The 20,793-nt window shown below is 37.5% G+C and carries 21 protein-coding genes and 5 pseudogenes; 14 read left to right on the top strand and 12 right to left on the bottom strand.

Annotated features, from left to right (window positions below):
* The first annotated feature begins 1,891 nt into the window (after window positions 1-1,891).
* The 10 genes and pseudogenes from PVV70_RS02900 to PVV70_RS02855 all read left to right on the top strand — a co-directional run bounded on the left by PVV70_RS02900 (window position 1,892) and on the right by PVV70_RS02855 (window position 10,867).
* Complete coding sequence (locus PVV70_RS02900) at window positions 1,892-3,319, top strand: amino acid permease (protein ID WP_273757799.1); 1,428 nt, start codon at window positions 1,892-1,894, stop codon at window positions 3,317-3,319.
* A 40-nt stretch (window positions 3,320-3,359) separates the two neighbouring features.
* Entirely contained in the window at window positions 3,360-4,040 is a 681-nt protein-coding gene (locus PVV70_RS02895) for an energy-coupling factor ABC transporter ATP-binding protein (protein ID WP_273757798.1), read from the top strand.
* Window positions 4,037-4,677 (top strand): annotated as a pseudogene (locus PVV70_RS02890) (energy-coupling factor transporter transmembrane component T family protein). The gene PVV70_RS02895 and the pseudogene PVV70_RS02890 overlap by 4 nt, the downstream one beginning before the upstream one ends.
* A gap of 12 nt (window positions 4,678-4,689) precedes the next feature.
* Window positions 4,690-5,244, top strand: coding sequence for a biotin transporter BioY (locus PVV70_RS02885; RefSeq protein WP_273757797.1), 555 nt, complete (start codon window positions 4,690-4,692; stop codon window positions 5,242-5,244).
* 329 nt (window positions 5,245-5,573) lie between these two features.
* Window positions 5,574-6,128, top strand: coding sequence for a biotin transporter BioY (locus PVV70_RS02880; protein WP_273757796.1), 555 nt, complete (start codon window positions 5,574-5,576; stop codon window positions 6,126-6,128).
* Window positions 6,129-7,728: 1,600 nt separating this feature from the next.
* Window positions 7,729-8,885 (top strand): annotated as a pseudogene (locus PVV70_RS02875) (tyrosine-type recombinase/integrase).
* A gap of 273 nt (window positions 8,886-9,158) precedes the next feature.
* Window positions 9,159-9,908: an antA/AntB antirepressor family protein gene (locus tag PVV70_RS02870; RefSeq protein WP_273757795.1), complete on the top strand. Its 750-nt coding sequence runs from the start codon at window positions 9,159-9,161 to the stop codon at window positions 9,906-9,908.
* Window positions 9,905-10,183 (top strand): hypothetical protein, encoded by a 279-nt coding sequence (locus PVV70_RS02865; protein WP_273757794.1) that lies wholly within the window; start codon window positions 9,905-9,907, stop codon window positions 10,181-10,183. Before PVV70_RS02870 ends, PVV70_RS02865 begins: the two co-directional genes overlap by 4 nt.
* A 114-nt stretch (window positions 10,184-10,297) precedes the next feature.
* Window positions 10,298-10,573, top strand: a complete 276-nt coding sequence (locus PVV70_RS02860; RefSeq protein ID WP_273757793.1) for a type II toxin-antitoxin system RelB/DinJ family antitoxin — start codon at window positions 10,298-10,300, stop codon at window positions 10,571-10,573.
* A gap of 12 nt (window positions 10,574-10,585) precedes the next feature.
* A complete protein-coding gene (locus tag PVV70_RS02855; protein WP_273757791.1) occupies window positions 10,586-10,867 on the top strand; it encodes a type II toxin-antitoxin system YafQ family toxin in 282 nt (93 codons plus the stop codon).
* Between the two features lie 122 nt (window positions 10,868-10,989).
* Here PVV70_RS02855 and PVV70_RS02850 read toward each other — a convergent pair.
* The 4 genes and pseudogenes from PVV70_RS02850 to PVV70_RS02835 form a co-directional block, all read right to left on the bottom strand.
* Window positions 10,990-11,203, bottom strand: a pseudogene (locus PVV70_RS02850) (hypothetical protein).
* Window positions 11,196-11,399 carry a hypothetical protein gene (locus PVV70_RS02845; RefSeq protein ID WP_273757790.1) on the bottom strand — a complete coding sequence of 68 codons (204 nt, stop codon included), beginning with the start codon at window positions 11,397-11,399 and terminating at the stop codon, window positions 11,196-11,198. Before PVV70_RS02845 ends, PVV70_RS02850 begins: the two are co-directional and overlap by 8 nt.
* Window positions 11,332-11,559 carry a hypothetical protein gene (locus PVV70_RS02840; protein ID WP_273757789.1) on the bottom strand — a complete coding sequence of 76 codons (228 nt, stop codon included), beginning with the start codon at window positions 11,557-11,559 and terminating at the stop codon, window positions 11,332-11,334. Before PVV70_RS02840 ends, PVV70_RS02845 begins: the two co-directional genes overlap by 68 nt.
* A complete protein-coding gene (locus tag PVV70_RS02835) occupies window positions 11,556-12,218 on the bottom strand; it encodes a lysozyme (protein WP_273757788.1) in 663 nt (220 codons plus the stop codon). The genes PVV70_RS02840 and PVV70_RS02835 overlap by 4 nt, the downstream gene beginning before the upstream one ends.
* A 143-nt stretch (window positions 12,219-12,361) precedes the next feature.
* Here PVV70_RS02835 and PVV70_RS02830 point away from each other — a divergent pair, with 143 nt between their 5' ends.
* Together PVV70_RS02830 and PVV70_RS02825 are read left to right on the top strand one after the other, a co-directional pair.
* Window positions 12,362-12,586: an antitoxin MazE family protein gene (locus PVV70_RS02830; protein WP_273757787.1), complete on the top strand. Its 225-nt coding sequence runs from the start codon at window positions 12,362-12,364 to the stop codon at window positions 12,584-12,586.
* The gene (locus PVV70_RS02825; RefSeq protein WP_273757786.1) at window positions 12,586-12,909 is read left to right on the top strand and encodes a type II toxin-antitoxin system PemK/MazF family toxin; all 324 of its coding nucleotides are present in this window, start codon (window positions 12,586-12,588) and stop codon (window positions 12,907-12,909) included. Before PVV70_RS02830 ends, PVV70_RS02825 begins: the two co-directional genes overlap by 1 nt.
* 58 nt (window positions 12,910-12,967) lie before the next feature.
* Here the strand turns inward: PVV70_RS02825 and PVV70_RS02820 are convergent.
* From PVV70_RS02820 to PVV70_RS02785, 8 genes and pseudogenes are all read right to left on the bottom strand, one after another.
* Window positions 12,968-14,269 (bottom strand): annotated as a pseudogene (locus PVV70_RS02820) (phage late control D family protein).
* Window positions 14,266-14,490 carry a tail protein X gene (locus tag PVV70_RS02815; RefSeq protein WP_273757785.1) on the bottom strand — a complete coding sequence of 75 codons (225 nt, stop codon included), beginning with the start codon at window positions 14,488-14,490 and terminating at the stop codon, window positions 14,266-14,268. The pseudogene PVV70_RS02820 and the gene PVV70_RS02815 overlap by 4 nt, the downstream one beginning before the upstream one ends.
* Window positions 14,487-14,867 carry a phage tail protein gene (locus tag PVV70_RS02810; RefSeq protein WP_273757784.1) on the bottom strand — a complete coding sequence of 127 codons (381 nt, stop codon included), beginning with the start codon at window positions 14,865-14,867 and terminating at the stop codon, window positions 14,487-14,489. Before PVV70_RS02810 ends, PVV70_RS02815 begins: the two co-directional genes overlap by 4 nt.
* Window positions 14,868-14,872: 5 nt before the next feature.
* Window positions 14,873-17,008: pseudogene (locus PVV70_RS02805) on the bottom strand (phage tail protein).
* Entirely contained in the window at window positions 17,005-17,109 is a 105-nt protein-coding gene (locus PVV70_RS09790) for a GpE family phage tail protein (protein ID WP_268885528.1), read from the bottom strand. Before PVV70_RS09790 ends, PVV70_RS02805 begins: the two are co-directional and overlap by 4 nt.
* A gap of 8 nt (window positions 17,110-17,117) precedes the next feature.
* Window positions 17,118-17,402 (bottom strand): phage tail assembly protein, encoded by a 285-nt coding sequence (locus tag PVV70_RS02795; protein WP_273757783.1) that lies wholly within the window; start codon window positions 17,400-17,402, stop codon window positions 17,118-17,120.
* A 1-nt stretch (window position 17,403) separates the two neighbouring features.
* Entirely contained in the window at window positions 17,404-17,910 is a 507-nt protein-coding gene (locus PVV70_RS02790) for a phage major tail tube protein (RefSeq protein ID WP_273757782.1), read from the bottom strand.
* The gene (locus PVV70_RS02785) at window positions 17,910-19,145 is read right to left on the bottom strand and encodes a phage tail sheath subtilisin-like domain-containing protein (RefSeq protein ID WP_273757781.1); all 1,236 of its coding nucleotides are present in this window, start codon (window positions 19,143-19,145) and stop codon (window positions 17,910-17,912) included. Before PVV70_RS02785 ends, PVV70_RS02790 begins: the two co-directional genes overlap by 1 nt.
* A 391-nt stretch (window positions 19,146-19,536) precedes the next feature.
* Between PVV70_RS02785 and PVV70_RS02780 the strand changes: the two genes are divergently transcribed.
* Together PVV70_RS02780 and PVV70_RS02775 are read left to right on the top strand one after the other, a co-directional pair.
* Entirely contained in the window at window positions 19,537-20,118 is a 582-nt protein-coding gene (locus tag PVV70_RS02780) for an antA/AntB antirepressor family protein (protein ID WP_404977257.1), read from the top strand.
* Window positions 20,119-20,371: 253 nt separating this feature from the next.
* On the top strand, window positions 20,372-20,793 hold a 422-nt coding region (locus PVV70_RS02775), incomplete at its 3' end, for an antA/AntB antirepressor family protein (protein WP_273757780.1).

Genomic DNA, 20,793 nt, shown 5'->3' with positions numbered 1-20,793 from the left:
AAAATTTATTAAATAAGTGCTCAGGAAACTAAAGTTTATCATAAACCTTATATAATAAGACGAGCAAAATTAGTTGAAGCTACTTTGCAATTTTATAGGAAGAAAAAGGGGGAGAGTTAATAAAATTAATCACGTTTTTTACTTAATATGGAGCCGGAATCATGTCGGATGAAATCGGCTGATAGAGCGAGAAACGAAGGGAACTTACTAAGAAAAATTCATTGAGGACTTTCTTGTGTGGTCATTGATCAATGGAAAAGTTTGGAGGAGATATCTAAAAAGTTGATGTTTTAGCGAGACGCTTTGCAGATTCAGAAGAGAACAGCCTTACTGAAGCTGTTATTTTGCCATTTTTTCAATAAAGCAATATGCTGATTTATAATAATTTATCATTATTCAACTTGAATTAAAGTTTTGATTACCGTAAAATTTTCTTATTCTTAATCTCCCTCGTTGTGAATAAGTCAAAACCATGTTTGCACGTTGCAAGCGGGAGGAGCCCGTGTGGATAAAAACTATTAAGAAAGGGCTAAAAATACCTTTTATAAATCATTTCAAGTATCAAAGGCTATAGCAACATTTTAGGGCTGGCAAAGTATGTGAGGGTGTCGGCTTTTTACTCTACCAGCGTAAGGATGGAGGTGCTGAATGGGTTTACTGTTATATCATTCATGGTCGATGTCATGAAATGGGCTTAGGTATATTGAGAGATGTTGTTTTAAAACCAGCGCGTGAACGTGTAACCCACTGGTGTTTTATTTTACGTGAGGGCCATGCCCCTATGAAGATGCTTTTTAAAAATTTTTCTAGTAATAGCCTCTTAGTTTTTTTAGATGTGATAGAGTAAATATCATAAGGGGAGGAAAGTGTGAAAAGTTCTTTATCACGATTTTGCGTTATTCAAAGACCAGTTTTCATTTAATGTATTTTTTAGCATATAGAACAGTCTTTATAAGCTTTAGAAAACTTACTTATTAATTTCAAGAATTTTCAATCTTATTAAAGTGTGCTGATATCGGAAGACAGCTTTTATATATGATTTCTAGTGCTAAAGCTAAGAAAAATTTTTGTAGAGTATAAAAAAGCAGCTACAAAAAAAATCGAGAGACTTCAATGTATTTCAATTTTTCTGTACAGAGTTTTCTCATAGGCAGGGATTAAATTTATTCGCTAATTTCCTTGAATTGATGCAAATGAAATGATGTTATCGTTATCGATTAAAAATCATAATTGAACATATACATTTATTATAATAAAGCGTTTTAACTCGTTTTTAGATCAAATAACTTTTAGTTGTGTTAATCGGGGGAGGAACTCTAAGCTACATCAGTTGTGTATAGTACAGTGAGCTCTAGAAGTCTTTTTCAAGTTTAAATGTATTCTTCATTATATGTATATGATATTTTTTGAAAAGGCCTTTGTTTTTCGTACGTTAAGATACAAAATATTATTGCTAAAGCAGCAAAGATAATCCATGCTGGTAGATAAGTGAGAGTAATACAAATGGAGGACAGAAAATTAGGCATTATCTTGCATAGAGATTGATTCAGGCTATAGATATCTGTTTGCAGAAGATTTACGAGAATTTTATTAAGGGGGGTTATTGTCCAATGTGATGTGATGATAGAGTGTGTATTATCAATAACCAATGCTATAATTGTTAGTGTAACAAAAATGAAAGCCATTAATTTGAATAAAGAGCGAAGCATATTTCTTCCTGTAGTTTCAACGGAACATTCGCATAATGCACAAAAAGACAAGGAGTTGCATTATGACAAAAAGATAGGTTTATGTTTTCTTGTATAATTTCTGTTGAAAAAAAATATGTCGAAGATACTATCAACCTTTCGTGTAAAGATTACAATCAATACTCAGGGGGGAATGAGGAATAATGCGTAAGGATGTGAATAATGAATTGAAGCGTAATCTTCAAAATCGCCACATTCAAATGATTGCTTTGGGTGGCGTTATAGGGACGGGGCTTTTTTATGGATCAACAGAGGCAATTCAATTGGCGGGTCCTTCGACTATTCTAGCTTATCTTTTCGGGGGACTTATTATTTATTTCATTATGCGAATGCTTGGTGAAATGTCTGTAGAAGAACCAACATCTGGTGCTTTTAGTTTTTTTGCTTATAAATATTGGGGGAGTTTAGCAGGTTTTATAACAGGTTGGAATTATTGGTTTCTTTATATCCTCGTTAGTATGACTGAACTTACAGTGATTGGATTTTATCTAGATCATTGGATTTTGATTGATCATTGGAAGTCATCCTTCATTGTACTTTTGTTTGTCACGTTAGTTAATTTATCGAATGTTCGTTTTTATGGAGAATTTGAATTTGGTTGTGCTTTAATCAAAGTTGCTGCTGTTGTTGGTATGATTATTTTTGGGATTTTTCTCATTGTCTCTGGAATGGGGGAAAATCAAGCGAGTATCTATTATCTTTGGGATCACGGCGGTTTTTCCCCTTATGGGGCTATAGGGGTTATTTTGGCGACTTCTGTAGTAATGTTTTCTTTTGGAGGAACCGAGCTTATTGGTATTGCTGCTGGAGAGGCATCTAATCCACAAAAAACAATTCCAGCGGCTATTCGTCAAGTTATGTGGAGAATTATAATTTTTTATGTTGGTTCTATCAGCGTTATTATGATAATCAGTCCGTGGAATATGATTGGAAAAAATGGTAGTCCTTTTGTTACAATTTTTGAAACTGTAGGAATTCCCGCTGCGGGTCATATTTTGAATTTTGTGGTTATTATGGCGGCTATTTCTGTTTACAATAGTGGCATTTATTCTAATGGTCGTATGCTTTATAGTTTAGCTATACAAAAAAATGCTCCACATATTTTCAGTAAACTGAGTGCTGCTCGTGTTCCTTATGTTTCTATTCTTTTTTCATCGTTCTGTACGGCAATAATCCTTATTATTAATGCTTTAATTCCTGATAATAGTTTTATGCGGATCATGGCTCTTGCGACAGCGGCAGCCGTTATTACTTGGACCATTATTGTTATTGTTCATTTGAAGTTTCGAAAGGCCCATAAGAACAGAAAAGGAAATTTTATTTATGCGTTTTGTTTATATCCTTACGCTAACTATCTTTGCTTATGCTTTCTTGTTTTATTATTTTGTATAATGTTTATAAGTGGTTTTGGGAAAAATGGATTAATGGCTCGACTTTTTGAGATGATAGGAATCAGGGTATCCTTTCTTGAAATATATATCCCTGTACAGATGCCTGATATGAGTTTGGCAGTCATCATTGTTCCTCTATGGTGCTTGTTTTTACTTTTAGGCTATAAACTGAAACAATAACGAAAGAAGAGCTAATAAAAGGGATTGATTGGAATAAATCTTGGGGATTATAAAATTTGATAAGGTAACACAAGTCTTTGGTGAATTGTGTGTTTTAAAGAATATTACTGTGCAACTTACCGAAAGACGGATTGCTGTTATTGGTGCAAATGGTTCTGGAAAAAGTACATTTGTTCGTCTTATCAATGGGCTCCAATTACCATCTCATGGTTTTGTAAGTGTTGATGGGCTTGATACAAAACGCGATGCAAAGGCGGTAAAGCGTAAAGTAGGATTTGTTTTTCAAAATCCTGACAACCAAATTGTTTTACCATTAGTAGAAGAAGACTTATCCTTTGGTCTTAAAAATTTGAAGCTTAGTAAAGATGAAATTAAGGAGCGTGTAGATGAAATTTTACAGCGCTATGAACTTCAAGATTTCAGAAATCACGCTGTTCATTTATTAAGTGGTGGGCAAAAACAACTCGTCGCTATTTCCAGTGTAGTAGCAATGAAACCAGATTACATTATTTTTGATGAGCCGACGACATTACTTGATTTGCGAAATAAGCATCGCGTTACGCAAGTGATAGAAGAATTACCACAAACGGCAATAGTTGTATCGCATGATTTGGAGTTTTTGAAAAAGTTTGATAGAGTGCTAGTTTTTGATAAGGGGGAAATAGCAATTGATGATGTACCTTTTGTTGCTATTAAGGAATATATAAGAAGAATGTCATGATTGGTTTATATATTCCAAGGGATACATTTATTCATAGATTAAGTCCTGGAGTTAAGTTATTATTTCTTACGGTGTGTGGAACATTTATAATAATGGTTTCTTCCATAGTGCTTCTTGGACTCTTTTTATTGTTTGTAATTTTATTTTATAAGGTTGCCAAAGTTCCTTTAAAAACTGTGATAAAGCAGTTTAAATCGATGGGATTTCTTTTAGTTCTTCTATTCGTATTTCAAACTATTTTTAACGGTTGGCTTACGGGAGTTGAGGTCATATTACGTCTTGTTATCCTCTTTTCTTTATCATCACTTATTTCATTTACAACAAAAGTTTCAGATATGGTGGATGCTATTGAAGTAGGTCTTCAGCCCTTTCGTTTTTTTGGTATAAACCCACCAAAAGTAAGTATGGTTATCTCTATGGCGATTAGGTTTATTCCTCTTTTGAGCGAAAAGTTTAATGAAGTACATGAAGCACAGCAAGCGCGGGGACTTAATACTAACGTTGTCGCTCTTGCAATACCTTTAATTATACGAACCATAAGAATGGCTTCAGAAGTAGCTGAAGCATTGGAAGCACGTTCTTATGATGCTGATTGATTGATACAGCATCTCATAATAACCAAAGTTTTTTATCGTGAAAGAAGAATCAAATGAATACAAAAGATTTAGTTTATATTGCTTTATTTGCCGCTATTTATGCTATTTTAGGCCTTTTTCCTTCTATTTATCTTCCTTTTCTTCTAGGAGTGCCTATTACAGCTCAGTCGATGGGACCAATGCTAGCAGGCTCTATACTTGGAGCAAAAAGAGGTGCTTTAGCATCGCTCCTTTTTCTTGTTCTCGTTGCGATTGGATTGCCTCTGTTGCCTGGTGGTCGTGGTGGGATCAGTGTCTTTTCAGGGATTGCAAGTGGTTATTTGATAGGTTTTCCATTTGCCGCATTTTTTATTGGTTTAATGGTGGAATTATTTTGGAAACGGTTAAATTTTATAACATTATTTGTGATAAATGTTGTGGGTGGCATAGGAGTTGTTTATGTATTTGGTGTTCCATGGACAGCATATATGACTAAAGTCTCTTTACTGAAGGTTTTAATAGCCTCCTCAGGTTTTTTGATAGGTGATTGTTTAAAAGTATTGATTGCATCTTTTGTTGCTCTCGCGATTAAAAGATCCATACCTCTTATTCATTCAAAGAAGAAATAGGTTTTATTTTGAATGTATTATTATAATGCCACACATTTAAAATGAAGCATAATTAAGAGTAGGTTAAAATAAATGTAACATTTTTTCATGCTTTTATTATATGATATTTATATATCATCACAAGTCCATTGAATTTAACTGTAGTAATTTATGACATAATCAGACATTGTAGAATCTAATATGATTCATATAAGGAGTATTATTAAAATAAATTTTTATAATATTTTTCTTTATATCTAAGACATTGGAAGAATGTTTTTATAAAGCTGATACTTTTGATTAATTATACAAAAATAATTCAAGTTTTTTAATAATGAGGGAATAGCCTAATGAATACAAAAGATTTAGTCTATATTGCTTTATTTGCTGCTATTTACGCTGTTTTGAGTCTTTTCCCTCCTATTTATCTTCCTTTTTTGTTGGGGGTACCTATTACAGCTCATTCTATGGCTCCGATGTTAGCAGGATCTATACTTGGGGGAATAAGGGGAGCTCTAGCATCATTTCTTTTCCTTTTTCTTGTTGCGATTGGGCTACCTTTATTGCCTGGAGGTCGTGGTGGAATGAGTGTTTTTTCAGGAGTTACAAGTGGTTATCTGATTAGTTTTCCATTTGCTGCATTTTTCATTGGCTTTATGGTTGAGTTATTTTGGAAACGATTAAATTTTATAATATTATTTGTTATAAATACTGTAGGGGGCATAGGGATTGTCTATTCTTTTGGGATACCATGGGTGGCTTATATGACTCAGGTTCCTTTTCTGACAGTTTTAATAAGTTCATTAGGTTTTTTGGCTAGCGGTTTTTTGAAAGTGCTAATTGCATCGTTTATAGCGCTTACTGTTAAAAAAAACATCCCTCTCATTCATTCCAAGAAAGGATAGTTTTGATTCTTGAACTTTGTATTACATTGCATGAGAAAGATAGAGCACAAATAGTAACAAGCTAAAGTATTTTTATATCACTATTTGTATTTTAATGAAAGAGAATATATAGAAAATAATAATTTATTATATCTTATATGGTTATTATAAATTTTAATTATTTTTTATAAAATATATCTTAGAAAAATTATAAAAATAATATTTTTTGTAGTTTATTTTCCAATATCATAAAGTAATAATTATATCTAATCATATTTTAATTTATATCATAAATATGTGATTTTTAACTATAAAATTATATTATATCATATATTTTTATTTTTTATTAAATATAATATAGACACAAAAATACAAATATGTTAATTTCATTACGAATATTTGTTAATGGAGGTAAATTATAAAAATGATTATAAAGTATTTCTTTGCTATATGTGCTCTATTATTAATTTTTTTATCTGTTGTGAAAGCATCTGAATGCACATTTTTACCAAGAGAAACATATGTTACTGTTAATTCTTCTATTTCTAAATCAGATTTATTTCTTAGTAAACAGAGCGATTATTTATTAAATAAAGTTATTTTACCAACTCATCCTGGTGATCATGATGTATTTTGGAAAAATATGACATTGCTTTTTGAAACAACAAAACGTGTGTATACTAATTTAGGAATATATTTATATTCTTCAATATTTTACATATTCAAATGGTAGATTATTTAATTTTTTAAAGAAAATGATGTGGGGTAGATGCAAAGCGATCAATCGCTTGATCACCTCCTTTTAATTTGGGCTTTCCGACTTTCAAAAGCACCCATATCAATATCTTTTTAATAATGGAAATTACAGCATTGTCTTACGCTTTTATGTCTCACGTTCTTCAATAGGGTGATGTCCTTCACTTACAAAGAGAACAGCTCAAACGCGAATACTTATTATTGTTAATTTACGAGTTTGTTTTCAAAAAGCATCTCTCAAGGCACGTCATATCCATTTCGTGTCGATGCTTGTGAATGGTATAAAGCCCCCACGAATGATATATGAGAACACCCGCATTTTTACAGTTATGAAGGAAAAAGTTGATACCATCATATATTTTTTCCAGTTCCAAGATCACTATAGCTCTTGGTTCTAACAATATGGCGCATATTATCAAAAATTTTCAGGACCCAATTAACATTGCAGTATAATAATTGTAATAAAATTCGAAAGATTCTTTAGAGATTCATCTTATTAAAAACAAAAACATTTTAAGTACTCGAATCAACCAACATATCTCAAGAAGAAGTCTTGACTCACAATAATTAAGAGACATGTTGGAAAATTCCACTCTCTCACTTAAAAAACATTTGTAAAAACAATAAATTATTAGGAATAAAAAAGAGAATGGTGCCCAGACGCGGCAGACAGGGCTTTATCAACAAGATTCAAAGTATATAAATATGTGTAAGAGCGTATTGATATGTATAGTTTTTTATGTTCCAATAAAAAAATTAAGAATTAAAGAAAAAATCTCAAATCAAAAAATTAAGGTGGTCTAAAAGGTGGACCCAAAAAGGTGGACGAGCAATGTGTGAAAAGGTGGACGAGAAGGGAAATTAAGTGAGGGCGATTCATAGATTATCAGCATTACTTGTCAAGTCTGCTTCTCAAGGTAAATATTGTGATGGGGCAGGGCTGTGGTTGAATGTTCGAAAAGACAATACACGTTCTTGGTTTTTTCGCTATACATACCACAACAAACGCCGTGAAATGGGGCTCGGTCCAGTCGCACAACTTTCTCTGAAAGAAGCGCGCGAACTTGCCAAGCATTATAGTACTATTCTCAGAGAAGGCAATGACCCTATTGTCTTTCGAGAACAAACTGTCTTAAAACAGCAAAGCAACATATTCAGTGAGATTGCAACAGCGGCTTTTGAAAGTAAAAAAGCAGAGTTAAAAAATGAAGGCAAAAATGGGCGCTGGTTTTCTCCGCTGGAATTGCATGTTATTCCACACATAGGCAGCCTCTCTATAGAAAAATTAACGGCTAATATCATTCGCAATGTTCTTGCTCCTCTTTGGCATGAAAAAGCAGACACAGCACGAAAAGCACTTAATCGTATTAACATTTGTTTGAAATATGCTGCAGCTCTTGGTTTGGATGTTGATCTACAGGCTTGTATGAAAGCACGCGCCCTTTTAGGAAAACCTCGTGCTACATCAACAAATATTCCTGCTATGCCATGGCAAGAAGTACCGGCTTTTTATCAGAATTTAGATGATAAGATTCTTTCAAATTTAGCACTGAAGCTTCTGATTTTGACAGGGGTGCGATCACATCCATTGCGATATTTGCGTCTTGAACAAATAGATAAAAATATATGGACAATACCCAAAGAAAATATGAAAGGTATTGTAGGAAGGTTTCCGATTTTCGCGTGCCATTAAGTCGTGAAGCTTTGAAAGTGATTGAGAAATCTTTCCCTTTTGAAAAAAAAGGTTTTCTCTTTTCTGGTATTACCGGCAAGCCGATTTCTGATGTAAGCATGGCAAAATATATGACAGTTTGTGGTTTGGCTTATCGTCCCCATGGTTTCCGTTCAAGCTTACGGGATTGGATAGCAGAGACAACGTCAACGCCTTTTGAGATTGCAGAAACTGTTCTTGCACATTCAGTTGGGAGTTCAGTGACAAAAGCCTATATGCGAACGGATTTTTTAGAACAACGCCATGTTCTCTTGGAACAGTGGGCTGCATTTATAACGGGAGCGACTTGACAGACTTATAACAATGTGTCTATTGTTGAGATAGGTGCTTGAAAAACACCTTGATAGTAAGCGGATTGGTTCCCGAAATAACTAATCTTCCGCAAATTTAAAGGCTTTGACTCATTATATGTATGTAGCATATAAGGATCTTGTCGGGTGTGGCTATGCCATAAAATACCCTTTTGGGAAAAGCATAGCGACGGACTTACTACCGTGTTTTTCAGCACCCGGCACTCTTTTTAGAGTGTCAATGAAAAACATCTAAGTAGTAAGGAGTTCATCATGAACAATCTTATAGAAATATCAGAACAAGTCATAGATCAAGAGAGCGTTCAGACAGTAAATGCACGTGAATTACATACGTTTTTGGCAATAGGAAAACGTTTTGCTACTTGGATTACGAACCGCATTAATCAGTATGAATTTGAAGAGGGAAAAGACTATATTTTAACGCTTCCCAAAATTGGGAAACGTAAAAATGTTATCAGCAAAGAATACCACCTTACCTTAGACATGGTAAAAGAGCTCTCAATGGTTGAGCGCAATGAGAAAGGACATGAAGCGCGTCAATACTTTATCAAGTGTGAACGGCTTTTGAAAAAAGTAGCAACACCACAGATAAATCTTGCCAATGCTTTAGAAAATCCGCTTACAATTAAACAACTTCTTTTAGAGAGTATCAATCAATTAGAAGACTTAAGAAACGAAGTGAGTACACTCAAGCCAAAAGCAGAGGCTTTAGATGGTTTAAAGCGCTCTGATGGGCTGTTTGGTCTTATTGAAGCAGCTAAAATGTTAGAGGTGAGACCAAAGGATTTGACCGATTATTTGCGCAAACATGATTGGGTGTATCGACGTGCTCCAGGGGCACCTCTGTTGCCTTATCAGGATAAGATCAAAAAACAACTCATGGATTGCCCTGCGATCACTATTCAAAGACCGGATGGTACAGAAAAGGTCCTCCCTTCTACGAAAATAACCTCCAGAGGATTGGCATGTTTGAGAGAGCAAATCCACGGAGGTGTGCAATGAATACCAGTATCGACTTTTTATGTGATTTGTGGATGGCATTGTATCAGTTTTCTGATCGTGATGATATTGAAGATAAGGCTTTTAATACCCTCATTGAAACTATGGATGCGATAGAAAAAGCTTTGATTTTAAAACTTCAAGATGAAACTCCAAATGCACTAAAAATTTTGGCAATGATTACAAATTTTGGAACTTTGAGACCACCTCCGATTATAGAATCTTTATTGCGTGCTTACGAACCCCATTTAGACAACCCCATTAAAAAGGTTGCTTAAAGTAAACATCCTCTTCCCCGTTTTAAAAGCGGGGAGAGGGTTATTAGATAAATCTCTTGACATGAGTCTTAAATGTAGTACATTGTAGTACAAATAAATAGGAGATTGAGGCAAATGGGTAAAATTCAAGCACGCATTCCTGATGAAGTTCAAGAAGTTGCAAGTGCGGTTATCAAATCCACGGGCTTAACTGTATCAGATGTGGTCCGTATGTTTATGACCCGCATTGCTAGAGATAGAGCATTGCCTCTTGATCTCTTTCAACCCAATCCGGAAACATTGCAAGCTATTGAAGATGCAGAGATGGGGCGTGTCGAACGTACGTCATTGGATGATCTGCGCGCCATGATTCGTGCGGATAAAGCTGAAGTATGTAAATCTGCAAAGTGATCTTGGTTAGCTATGCGGGAAATTGTTTATACGAAGTCTTTTCGGCGTGATCTTAAACGTGAAAGTAGGGGGAGATATGCTGATACATTAGAGACAGATTTACTTCTTGTGATCAAATTGTTAGCGGAAAACGAACCACTAAAAGTGCAGTGGAGAGATCACGCACTAACAGGTCAATGGCGAAACTGTCGTGATTGCCATATCAAACCAGATTTGGTTTTGATCTATCGAAAGCCTGATGATGAAACATTAGAACTTTTAAGGCTTGGTTCACATGCTGAATTGCGTTTATGACAATTTTTCAGTTTTTTTAAAACCCCTGTTTAAAATGTGCAAAGGCATTATTGATCTCTTTCATGAGACGTGCAAAATTAAAAATCTATTGGCTAAAAAATTTAGCACGTCTCAGAGCGTATTTAGAGTCGGATATTTGGTTTTTGTGTAAAAATACTTACAAATGCATCCATAATACGTGAAAAATCAAGCGCTAATAAGAGTATAATTAGTACAATCCATTTCGTATAACGAGACATTACTTTCACGCTTTTATAGATCATGATAATTTCTTGAAGGATTTCTTTTTCCGCTTCTGTAGAGTTCTATATCGTCTCTTGTTTTTCTTCTAGCCATGTTCCCATCCACACAAACGTTCACCTATAGTGTTATGTTTTAAGATATCTCTTGCTAAGCTTGAACTGATGACGTTAACATCTCTTTTGTTTAAATAAATGGGTAACCAACCAATACAAGAAACATACTTATTTGTTGCGCAGCCAACGAGAGAGAGCAGTGCGCACATCAGCATCAGTTTTTTGATTAATTTCATTTTCCACCTCCAGACGTGTTGTTGCTGCCTTTAAAGTTTTTTCTATCTGTTTTTGCTGTTCACTCTTTTTGCCAAGCATGAAAGCTTTGGCTAAAGCCATAAAAAAAGCGGCAAAAGCCGCACCTGTTAACAGCAGATTCTTTTTTATCCATAACATCATAGTCGGTGCTCCTGAAAGCGTTTGGCAACAAAGAAAAGACCAACACCTGCAGCTAAAACCATGATGGTGGCAAGTGCCCATTGCACTGGACCATTGCCCGCTAACAAGCCGCCAAGACCTGAAAAAGAACCAATGACTGGTGCCAATGCTTCTGCTTTTAAAAGTCCTGTTGGCGCTTGCGTTTCTACGGTTTGATAGTTGGAGGAAACAAACGCCCCTTTCGCCCATAATCCCGCTTCTGCGACACGCCGGTGGACAAGACCTTGCAGGCGCTTACCACCCGCTTTGGTCCATTTCTGTAATTCGGCCGGTACTGCTTCATATTCACCTTGATTGAGCTTTTTTAGCAGTGTAGAATTGCAAAAAGCTGTTGTTCCTACATTATAACAAAAAGATACTAAGGCTGCGAATTGCCAAGAATTTAAAGAGACTGTAACGGCTTTTGCAACAGTGTTTTCAAATTGTCTTAAGTCTTTACAAAGAAGTTCTTCGGCTTGTTTTTCAGTAATTGTCATGCCTTTGTGAACGAAAGGTTTTCCGGCGGCACTGGTATGTCCATACCCGATTGTCCATACCCCAATGGCGTCTTTATAAGCATTGAGGCGCAAGCCTTCCCATTGTTTTATGAGTGCTAGCCCTTCTTGTGATATTTTTCGCATGAACTTCTCCATAAAAAAAGCCCCACACAAGGTGAGGCTGAGTAAATGTTAAAAATTGTGATTATTGCGTTTTATTAAAAATCTCGTTTCATGTAACTTTTTTTTGTGTTATACGTTACATGAAACATAATGGAGATTTTATTATGGGTACAGTACACGTTAATGAACGGGTTCAAAGACATCGTAATGCACAAAGAAAAGCAGGTCTGCGTTTAATGCAAATTTGGGTTCCAGATACACACAGACCAGACTTTGCAGAAGAGTGCCGCCGTCAATCCCGTTTAGTAGCAAAAATGGATAAATCTGATACATCTATACAATTATTTATGGATCAATCTTTAACGGATGTTGATGGCTGGGCAGAATAATGCGCGGTTCTCTTGTAACAATAGCTATGCAAGGTGATTTTGGTAAACCAAGACCTGCACTGATCATTCAAGCGAATGAATTTAGTGAACATACAAGCATGACGGTTTTACCGATTACAAGTACACTTGTTGATGCACCATTACTCCGTATTACTCTTCAACCAAACGCTAAAAATGGTTTACAAAAGCCTTCGCAAGTTATGATTGATAAGATCATGACTGTAAGATGTGACAAAATGAGTCCCTCTTTTGGCTCTCTTCAAGCAAAGGAACTGCTAGAGATTGAACGCTGTTTGGCTGTATTTTTAGGAATAGTAAAATAAAAAATTGGATTTCCTTTCGGACAGAAATATGATTTTTATCATCAGAAGATAGTTTTATTCATATATCTTCTTTATCCATATGAATGACGCCGTCTCCTTCATCGCATGCATTGGGAGGGGCGTTTGGATCAAGGGTATCGTCTTTGTCTGGTGTGGTATTGGCTACGTTTTTTGCAGCGTCTTCTTGGGCTTTATCAAAAAGTTCGCAGTCTATTTTTGTTGTATATCCACCTGTTTTATCAAGCTTGTGTTTGACGCTTTTGATGCGCCATTCTGCTGGAATATAAGGGCGGAAAGGGGGCTCTTGAATAAGCTTTGCTTCTGCTTGCACGAAGGGATCACCACCGATATCACACGAAAAGGAAGATTTCCTACGCGATGATTTGTTGCGATAAGTCGCAATGGCTGCAACCGCTTCTGATTGATTATGGTAAGTATATTTAAGCTCATGAAAAGGTTCTTTACCAACCTTGACTTCCTTTTTTTCACCAGTGCGGATATCATGATAGCTTGCAAGGACACCGCCCTTTTTCTCTTTTTCTTGCTCTTGTTTTTCAGAGGATTGTTTTTATGCTTTAGGCAAATTAGGGACATCATTTTCATCCATATGGGTCACATCTTCGCCTTCCTCAATTTCCTCTGGTTCCCTTGCATCAGCGGCGGCTTTTTGGTCATCTCCTGCATCTGTTGCTAAGCCATTGGCACTACCTGCTTCATCGCGTGCACTATATTTAAAATCCCAAGAGGTGCAATATTTTTCATGAATAACAACAATAGGGAGCGTTTCACCGGTGATGGCTTTTCCTTCACCGCGTTTGGCAAGCACCAATTTGCCATCAACAGGTTTTGCGACGGCGTCATATTCTTCTGCAAGGCGTGTGGCAAAAGCCATATCACTTTCAGCGGTTTGATCGATGTGACGCACGACAATTTTGGCAAGATTGGGATCTACCTTTGCTGTATAGCCATTGCGCTGCGCTATTTCTTGAATGATACCCCCGAGGGTTTGTTGATGATAAGATTGGCTTTTTGGTGTTCGATAAGATGTGTTCATAGAAGCAGCGCGCCCTGTAACACTTAAGGTTTGTGGTGGGCTGCTTACAGAGATTTCATCAATCAAATAGGCTCCCATATCGCGGTTTTTACCGCCTTCATAGCCAAGAGTGACAGAAATGATAGTTCCGATGAGAGGAATATCAAGAAAGCCATTATCGCTCTCACGGGCGCGGTCATCAAGCTCTATGGTGATACGGTCGCTTTTGTCTTCCGCTTCATCGGTAATTTCAATCGACGAAACATAGTCCATGAGAGTTCTTGTAATATCCTCTCCATTTGCCATCATTCTGCAAAAAGGTTTCATGATTGACTGCCCCAAATTCTGATCACTGGTGTGGCTTTAGGATAGGGAAGGGCCGGCAAGAGGATTGTGATGCCTGCTTTTAAGATGGGTCCATAGTCTGCAAGACCAAAATTAGCCGCATAAACGCGCTCAACAGCAAGGGCTTGTTGTCCTTTGGCATAATATCTCCAGCAAATAGCATCAACCATATCGCCTTCTTTGGTTACGTAAAGATTACTCATAGTTCTTCACCATATTCTCTCAAATTGACGGTAAATTCTTGTTTTTTTGGGCTACCATTTTGATAAAAGAAGCTTTGCTTTTCTTTAACAGAAAGAATGACAAACTTGCCCAAAATCTTGCCTTGACCCGTCACAAGGATATGAGGTCCCTCATGTGCCATTTGTCGTAAATATTCCAGTTGTCTATAACCGCCTTTAAAGTCTGGATAAACCACACCTGTTAGGGAAAATTCCGCATTGGCAACAGCTGGCAATTGAAGAGCAGCCTTGCGCCTCAATCGCCCTTGCTCGACCCATGGAATGTTATAGGTCATATCGAGGGCTTGATAAGCTGCTGTTTCAATGGAAAAGATAAAATGACCTAAAGCTAACATCATGATGTTTAATCCGAAAGGCTAGAAGCGATAGCCAAACGCTGTTGTTTGGCATAGTGTTCAAGGGCTTGATTTACGGCGGCGCGGATTTCGTCTTTTAAACCATTGGGAACAGAAACATTTAAATTTTAAATCATCACGCGGGCATCGATTTCTACCGGCTTGTGAACGGTAATGGGCTCTGAAACTTTGAAAGATTCAACCTTTACATTTGTCGCCTGCATTTGTCCTGTTTCGACTATGCCTTTATTAGAACTGCTCTTACCTTTCCCAGAGGGTGCATTGGGGATAATGGCTGTATCAAGAATTCTTTTGCCAGGGGCTTGTGCTTCATCGGTAAGGGTTTTAATGGTTTGGGTTGAATTTTTGTCGATTGTAGCCTTAAATCCTAACTTTTCTCTCATCCAGTTTGGCATCCAACTGGTTAATCCATCCATATGTTTGCCAAGCCAGTTATACAGATCATTCCATTTGTTTTTTATGCCTTCCCAAAGTCCGTTAATCAGATTGGTTCCTGCGGCCATTAAATCGATCCCAAACAGCCATTTAATGAGGTCATTGATTTTTTTTGCAATCCAAGAGAGGGGTGAAAACTTTTTAAAGAGACTAAAGAGTTTATTAAAAACAGTACTGCATAAGTTGGCAAAAGAATTCCACAAATTGCGTAAGAAATTCATGACTGTATCCCAGTTTTTATAGAGCAGATATCCAATTCCAATAAGGGCTGCAATACCAGCCATTATCCAGCCAATAGGTGTGGTCATGATAGCAATACCAAACGATATAAAAGCAGAACTAACGGCAGTTATTGCTGGGATAAGTGACGCGACAAGAGATACCGCAAGACCAGCAACTGCAGAAGCGGCCGGTACCACTGCCGCAATGAATGCCCCGATAAGAACGGCTCCAACTGCGGCTAAAGATGCTGCCATCCAGCCGTTGATTGTATCCCAATTTTTATAGAGTGCAACAAGTGCTACAATACCGCCAATGAGCCAACCGATAGGGGTGGTCATCATAGCATAGCCAAGGCTAACAAACGCTACTCCTACGGCTGCTAATGCGGCAATGAGTGGACCAAAAATAAATGAACCAAGGGCGACAAGTCCAACTTTAAAGAGGGTTATTTCACCAATTAAGGGCTCTAGCCATTGGAACCAGCCTTTAATTCTCTCTGTGAGATCACTGATGCCTTTTCTTAAATCAGAGGTAGGATTAAGTAAATCTTGCAAGACTTGTTTTAAGGTTTTTGCCCAGCTTGCCACGGTTGTTTGGATGAGGTTACGGTTTTCATCAATCAACTTTGAAAATGCATCAATTAAATCATTGATCACGGGCATGAAACGTGCACCAATAAAGCTTGCGATACCGCCTATTTTTTTCTTAAAAGCACCAAGCTTATCACTTAAATCTGCTGCATAGCGTGCAACATCAGCACCTATCAGCCATTTTCCTTTTCTCGCCTTTGCAAAGAGTTCTTTAATGGGTGCCATGCCTTGTGAAAGCATGGCGGCCATTTCTTTACCATCCCCACCAAACAACAGAGCAGCAATGTGCTGCCTTTGTGCTTGATTTTTCATCTTACTCATTTTTTCAGTAATTTCTTCTAGTAAGAGAGAATTTGATTTGAGTTTACCAGAAGTATTTTTGACAGAAATACCAAGCGCTTCAAATCCCATAATACCTCTTTTTTGTCCGGCATATGCTTGCGCAGAACGTCTATTTAAGGTTGCTAAGGATTGTTGAAAGAGTTCGGCCGAATATCCTGAATTATCGGCTGCATCACCCCATAATTGAAGGGCTGTAACACTCATTCCTAAATGGCGTGAGGCATGGTAGAGACTATCGCCCATATGCATGGTTTTCATAGTAACGGCGGTCAAGCTTTCCACAAGACCACCACCAGCAAGCTCTAGGACATCGGTAAAGACTGAAGCACGGCTTGCCGCTGTGCCAAGAGCACTTTGAACGCCATGAAGGCTTTTTGTCATGTTTTTTACAGCAGCAGAAAAGCGTGGAAGACTCAAACTATGGGATAATGTTTTTGATAAATTGTCGAATTCCTTTTGCACACGTTTTAAAGGTATGGTGTGTTTATCTTCAAGAGACAACTTGACCTTTGCATCGGCAACTTTTTTACTCATTTTGTCTTATACCTTTCTGCTGCTTGTTTTCGCCAGAATATGAGTTCTTGCGGTTCCATTTCCATCATCTCTGAAAGGGACCAATGGAACACAATGGCAATATCGGCGATCAGTTTAGCGGCGGTTTCCCAGTCGAGGTTTCCCGCCGTTTGATAAAAGATTCCAAAATCTCTCCAATGTTTGAGAGATCATTGATATCGAGTTCACTGATCGCGTCATGCGGCCATCCAGAAAGACGTGCAATCATAGCGATTGTTTGCTCTATGCCTTCTTTTTTGTCGATGGCTTGCAAATCTTTTGTTTTGGGGCGTTGTAAGGTGATTTCGCTATGTTCTTTTCCTTCAAATGTGATAGGAACAAGCAATTGGTGTGTAACAGTTTTTTGTACAGTCATTTTATAATCCTAAAATTTCTCTATGCTCTGCGAGTTGATTGACGCCATTGAATTTTCTCACCATGTTGAGGACGTCGATCTCAACAATTTCAACGTCTTTCTGAACATATTTGAAATATTGCAATGTGAATGTTGCTGTAGAAGTTGCTTTGCCTCCTGGTTGCCATTCTGCCATTTCAAAGCCTTTGGAAAGTCCTCTCATGGTAATGATAACCCCTTCTGCGGGTGTGCCTTGGGCTTGCATTGAACTGCGTAGTGATATGTCGACATCAGTGCGTCCCAACAGCACCATTAATTCTGGTGAACAATCAGAAATGGTCATGGTAAGCGTGAGGGTTTCAAGCCCAAGATCAACTTCAATGGCGCTATCCATGCCACCACCACGGTAACTTTCAACGACCAAATTCAAGTTTGGTAAGGTGACGCTTTCACACTCTGCTTGATAAGGAATACCATCGACATAAATGTTAAAATATTTCAAAACTCTTGGTAAAACAGGGATAGTCATTAAAAGATCTCCTCTAGGTAATCATTGATGATTTGTGAACGGAAAGTGATGTGTTCTGCGGGTGTTGTTGGTGTGAATTCCACATTGAAATAAACTCTGCCATCTCCAATAGCACTTGCTGTGTTAAGTTCTAGATCTGGTGTACAGCGTCCTCCAAGAATGGCGCCTTGCGCTTTTAAATCACGCAAATAAGCATTGACGCTTTCACTCACATCATTCAGATAGGTCTTTTTGATATTGCGATCGACTGCCCATAGATGTCCGCGCAAAATAGCATCATTAATCATATCTGCGGTGCGTACCACGGATAAAAAGGCAAATTTTGTATCGCTTGAAAGGGTGCGATTGCCCCAGAGGCGATAGCTATTTTCACGAATAATGGTTGTGATATTTTGTTCATTGAGAAGGTTAGCGCGGCTTGCACGATCACCAATGGAAAAATCAATCGGGCGTGCAGTTCCCACAATTCCATTAATCACTTTGTTTGAAGGAGAATGCCAAAAACCATTGGTAAAATCATTTTTAGCAATGACCCCAGCAACCGCTGCACTTGCTGGTTCTTCTAAGATCTTGCCATTGCGATTGACCTTTACAAATGGATCAATAAGAATGGCGCGTTTTGAATCAAAATCCTTTGCTGCGCTAAGAGCTGCTTCATCTGTTGTGTTTGGTGCATCAATCACCACAATGGCGCGCAAACGTTCTGCAATGCCAATCAACTCTGCCGCAACGGGATTAGATGTTATACTGATCTCAGTTTTGGCACTATCGCTCGTTCCATCCCCTTCAATGGTCACACTGGATGGACGTTGATGTGTAAAGCCTGGAGCAATCAGAATACGTGGTGTTTGTCCCACAACAGATTGCGCTCCAATGAAAGCATGAACACCTTCATAGGTGCCATTTTCGTTTACACCACCTAGAATGTTGGTGAGTGTTGCGTTTTCGTTGTCACCTTCTTTTACACGGATAACAACAACAATTGCTCCCACTTGCTTGAAAATCAGATCAATGGCATTGGGCAAAGTGCCACGTCGTTTTCCTGTTTTGTCCAGTTTTGCGGCTTGTGAAAGAGAGCCTGCGACCAAAACCGGTGTGTTAAGAGGAAAAGCTTGTTCATCGGCATCGGGCGCTGTGCCGATAATTCCGATAACGCCAGACTGAACTGCACGAAGGGGGCGTGTGCCGTCATCAACTTCGATGACTTCAACACCGTGTAGAAAACCTGTTGCCATTTTATGCTCCTTTAAAATAGTGGCGAATGAAATGAAGATAAAAAATGAGAGATGAAGAGCTGTGTTTTTCAATGCTCAGCATCCAAAGATGAAATTAATAAAAATATCAAAAGTATATTGACATTATTTCTGTGATGTGTATTTTCGAATCAGGTGCCTGAAAAACACCTTAAACGGACAGCGGACGGATTGCCGAAACAATCTCTTCTCCGCATATTAAAGCTTTGACTCCTTATATGCTACAAGCGTATAAGAAATTTGTCGGGTGTAGTTATGCTATACAATACTCTTATGAGGAAAGCATAACGACGGACTGTTCGCCGTGTTTTTCAGCACCCGGCACTTCTTGTTGAGTATCAATGAAAAACATCTAATCGGACAGGAGTTCACAATGACTCTCATTAAAATATCAGAACAAACAATTGACCAGGAAATTGTTCAAACTGTTAGTGCTCGTGATCTACACACATTCTTAGAGGTAAAACGGGATTTTTCCAATTGGATTAAAGACCGTATTAACAAATACAGCTTTATAGAAAATAAGGATTATATAGTTTTCGCCAATTTTGGCGAAAACCTCCAAGGTGGTCGCCCTTCTAAAGACTATCATCTCACTTTAAGTGTAGCTAAAGAACTTTCTATGGTGGAGAACAATAAGAAAGGTAGAGAAGCCCGTTTATATTTTATCGAATGTGAACGGCTTTTGAAAAAAGTAGCAACACCACAAGTTGACTATTCCAAACCCGAGGCCTTACTTGGCGTCTTGAATCACCTACAAAGCCAAATTGAGCAGAAGGATAACACCATTGCAGAATTAACTCCAAAAGCAGAGGCTTTGGAGGGCTTAAAACGCTCTGATGGGCTGTTCGGTCTTATTGAAGCAGCAAAGATGCTAGAGGTACGACCAAAAGATTTAACTGATTATTTTTATAAAAATATTATATTGCCACTTGACAATGTAGTGACAATATGAATAATCAAATCAGGTGCCTGAAAAACGCCTTAAAACAACTAGCGGATTAGTTGCCGAAATAACTAATCTTCCGCAATTAAAAAGTTTTGACTCATTGTATGCTACATGCATATAATAACTTTGTCGGGTGTGGTTATGCTATACAATACCCTTTCGGGGAAAGCATAACGACGGGCTAGTTGCCGTGTTTTTCAGCACCCGGCATTTTTGTAAAAAATGTCAATGAAAAACGTCTAACAACTAGGAGTTCACAATGACTCTCATTAAAATATCAGAACAAGCAATTGGGCAAGAGATTGTTCAAGCCGTTAATGCACGCGAATTGCACACATTCTTAGGGATAAAGCGAGATTTTTCCAATTGGATTAAAGATCGTATCAATAAATATGGCTTTAAAGAAGAAAGAGATTATATTTTAACGCTCGCCAAAATTGGCGAACGTCAAAATGTGGTATTAAAAGAATGTCATCTCACTTTAAGTGTAGCCAAAGAACTCTCTATGGTGGAGAACAATAAGAAAGGTAGAGAAGCCCGTTTATATTTTATAGAATGTGAACGGCTTTTGAAAAAAGTAGCAACACCACAAGTTGATTACTCAAAACCCGAAGCATTACTTGGTGTTTTGAATCACTTACAAAGTCAAATTGAACAAAAAGATCATGTGATTGCAGAATT

This window comes from Bartonella sp. AU55XJBT (assembly GCF_028618525.1).
The sequence above is the reverse complement of the archived record's forward strand: the minus strand, read 5'-3'. Positions and strand labels throughout refer to the sequence as shown.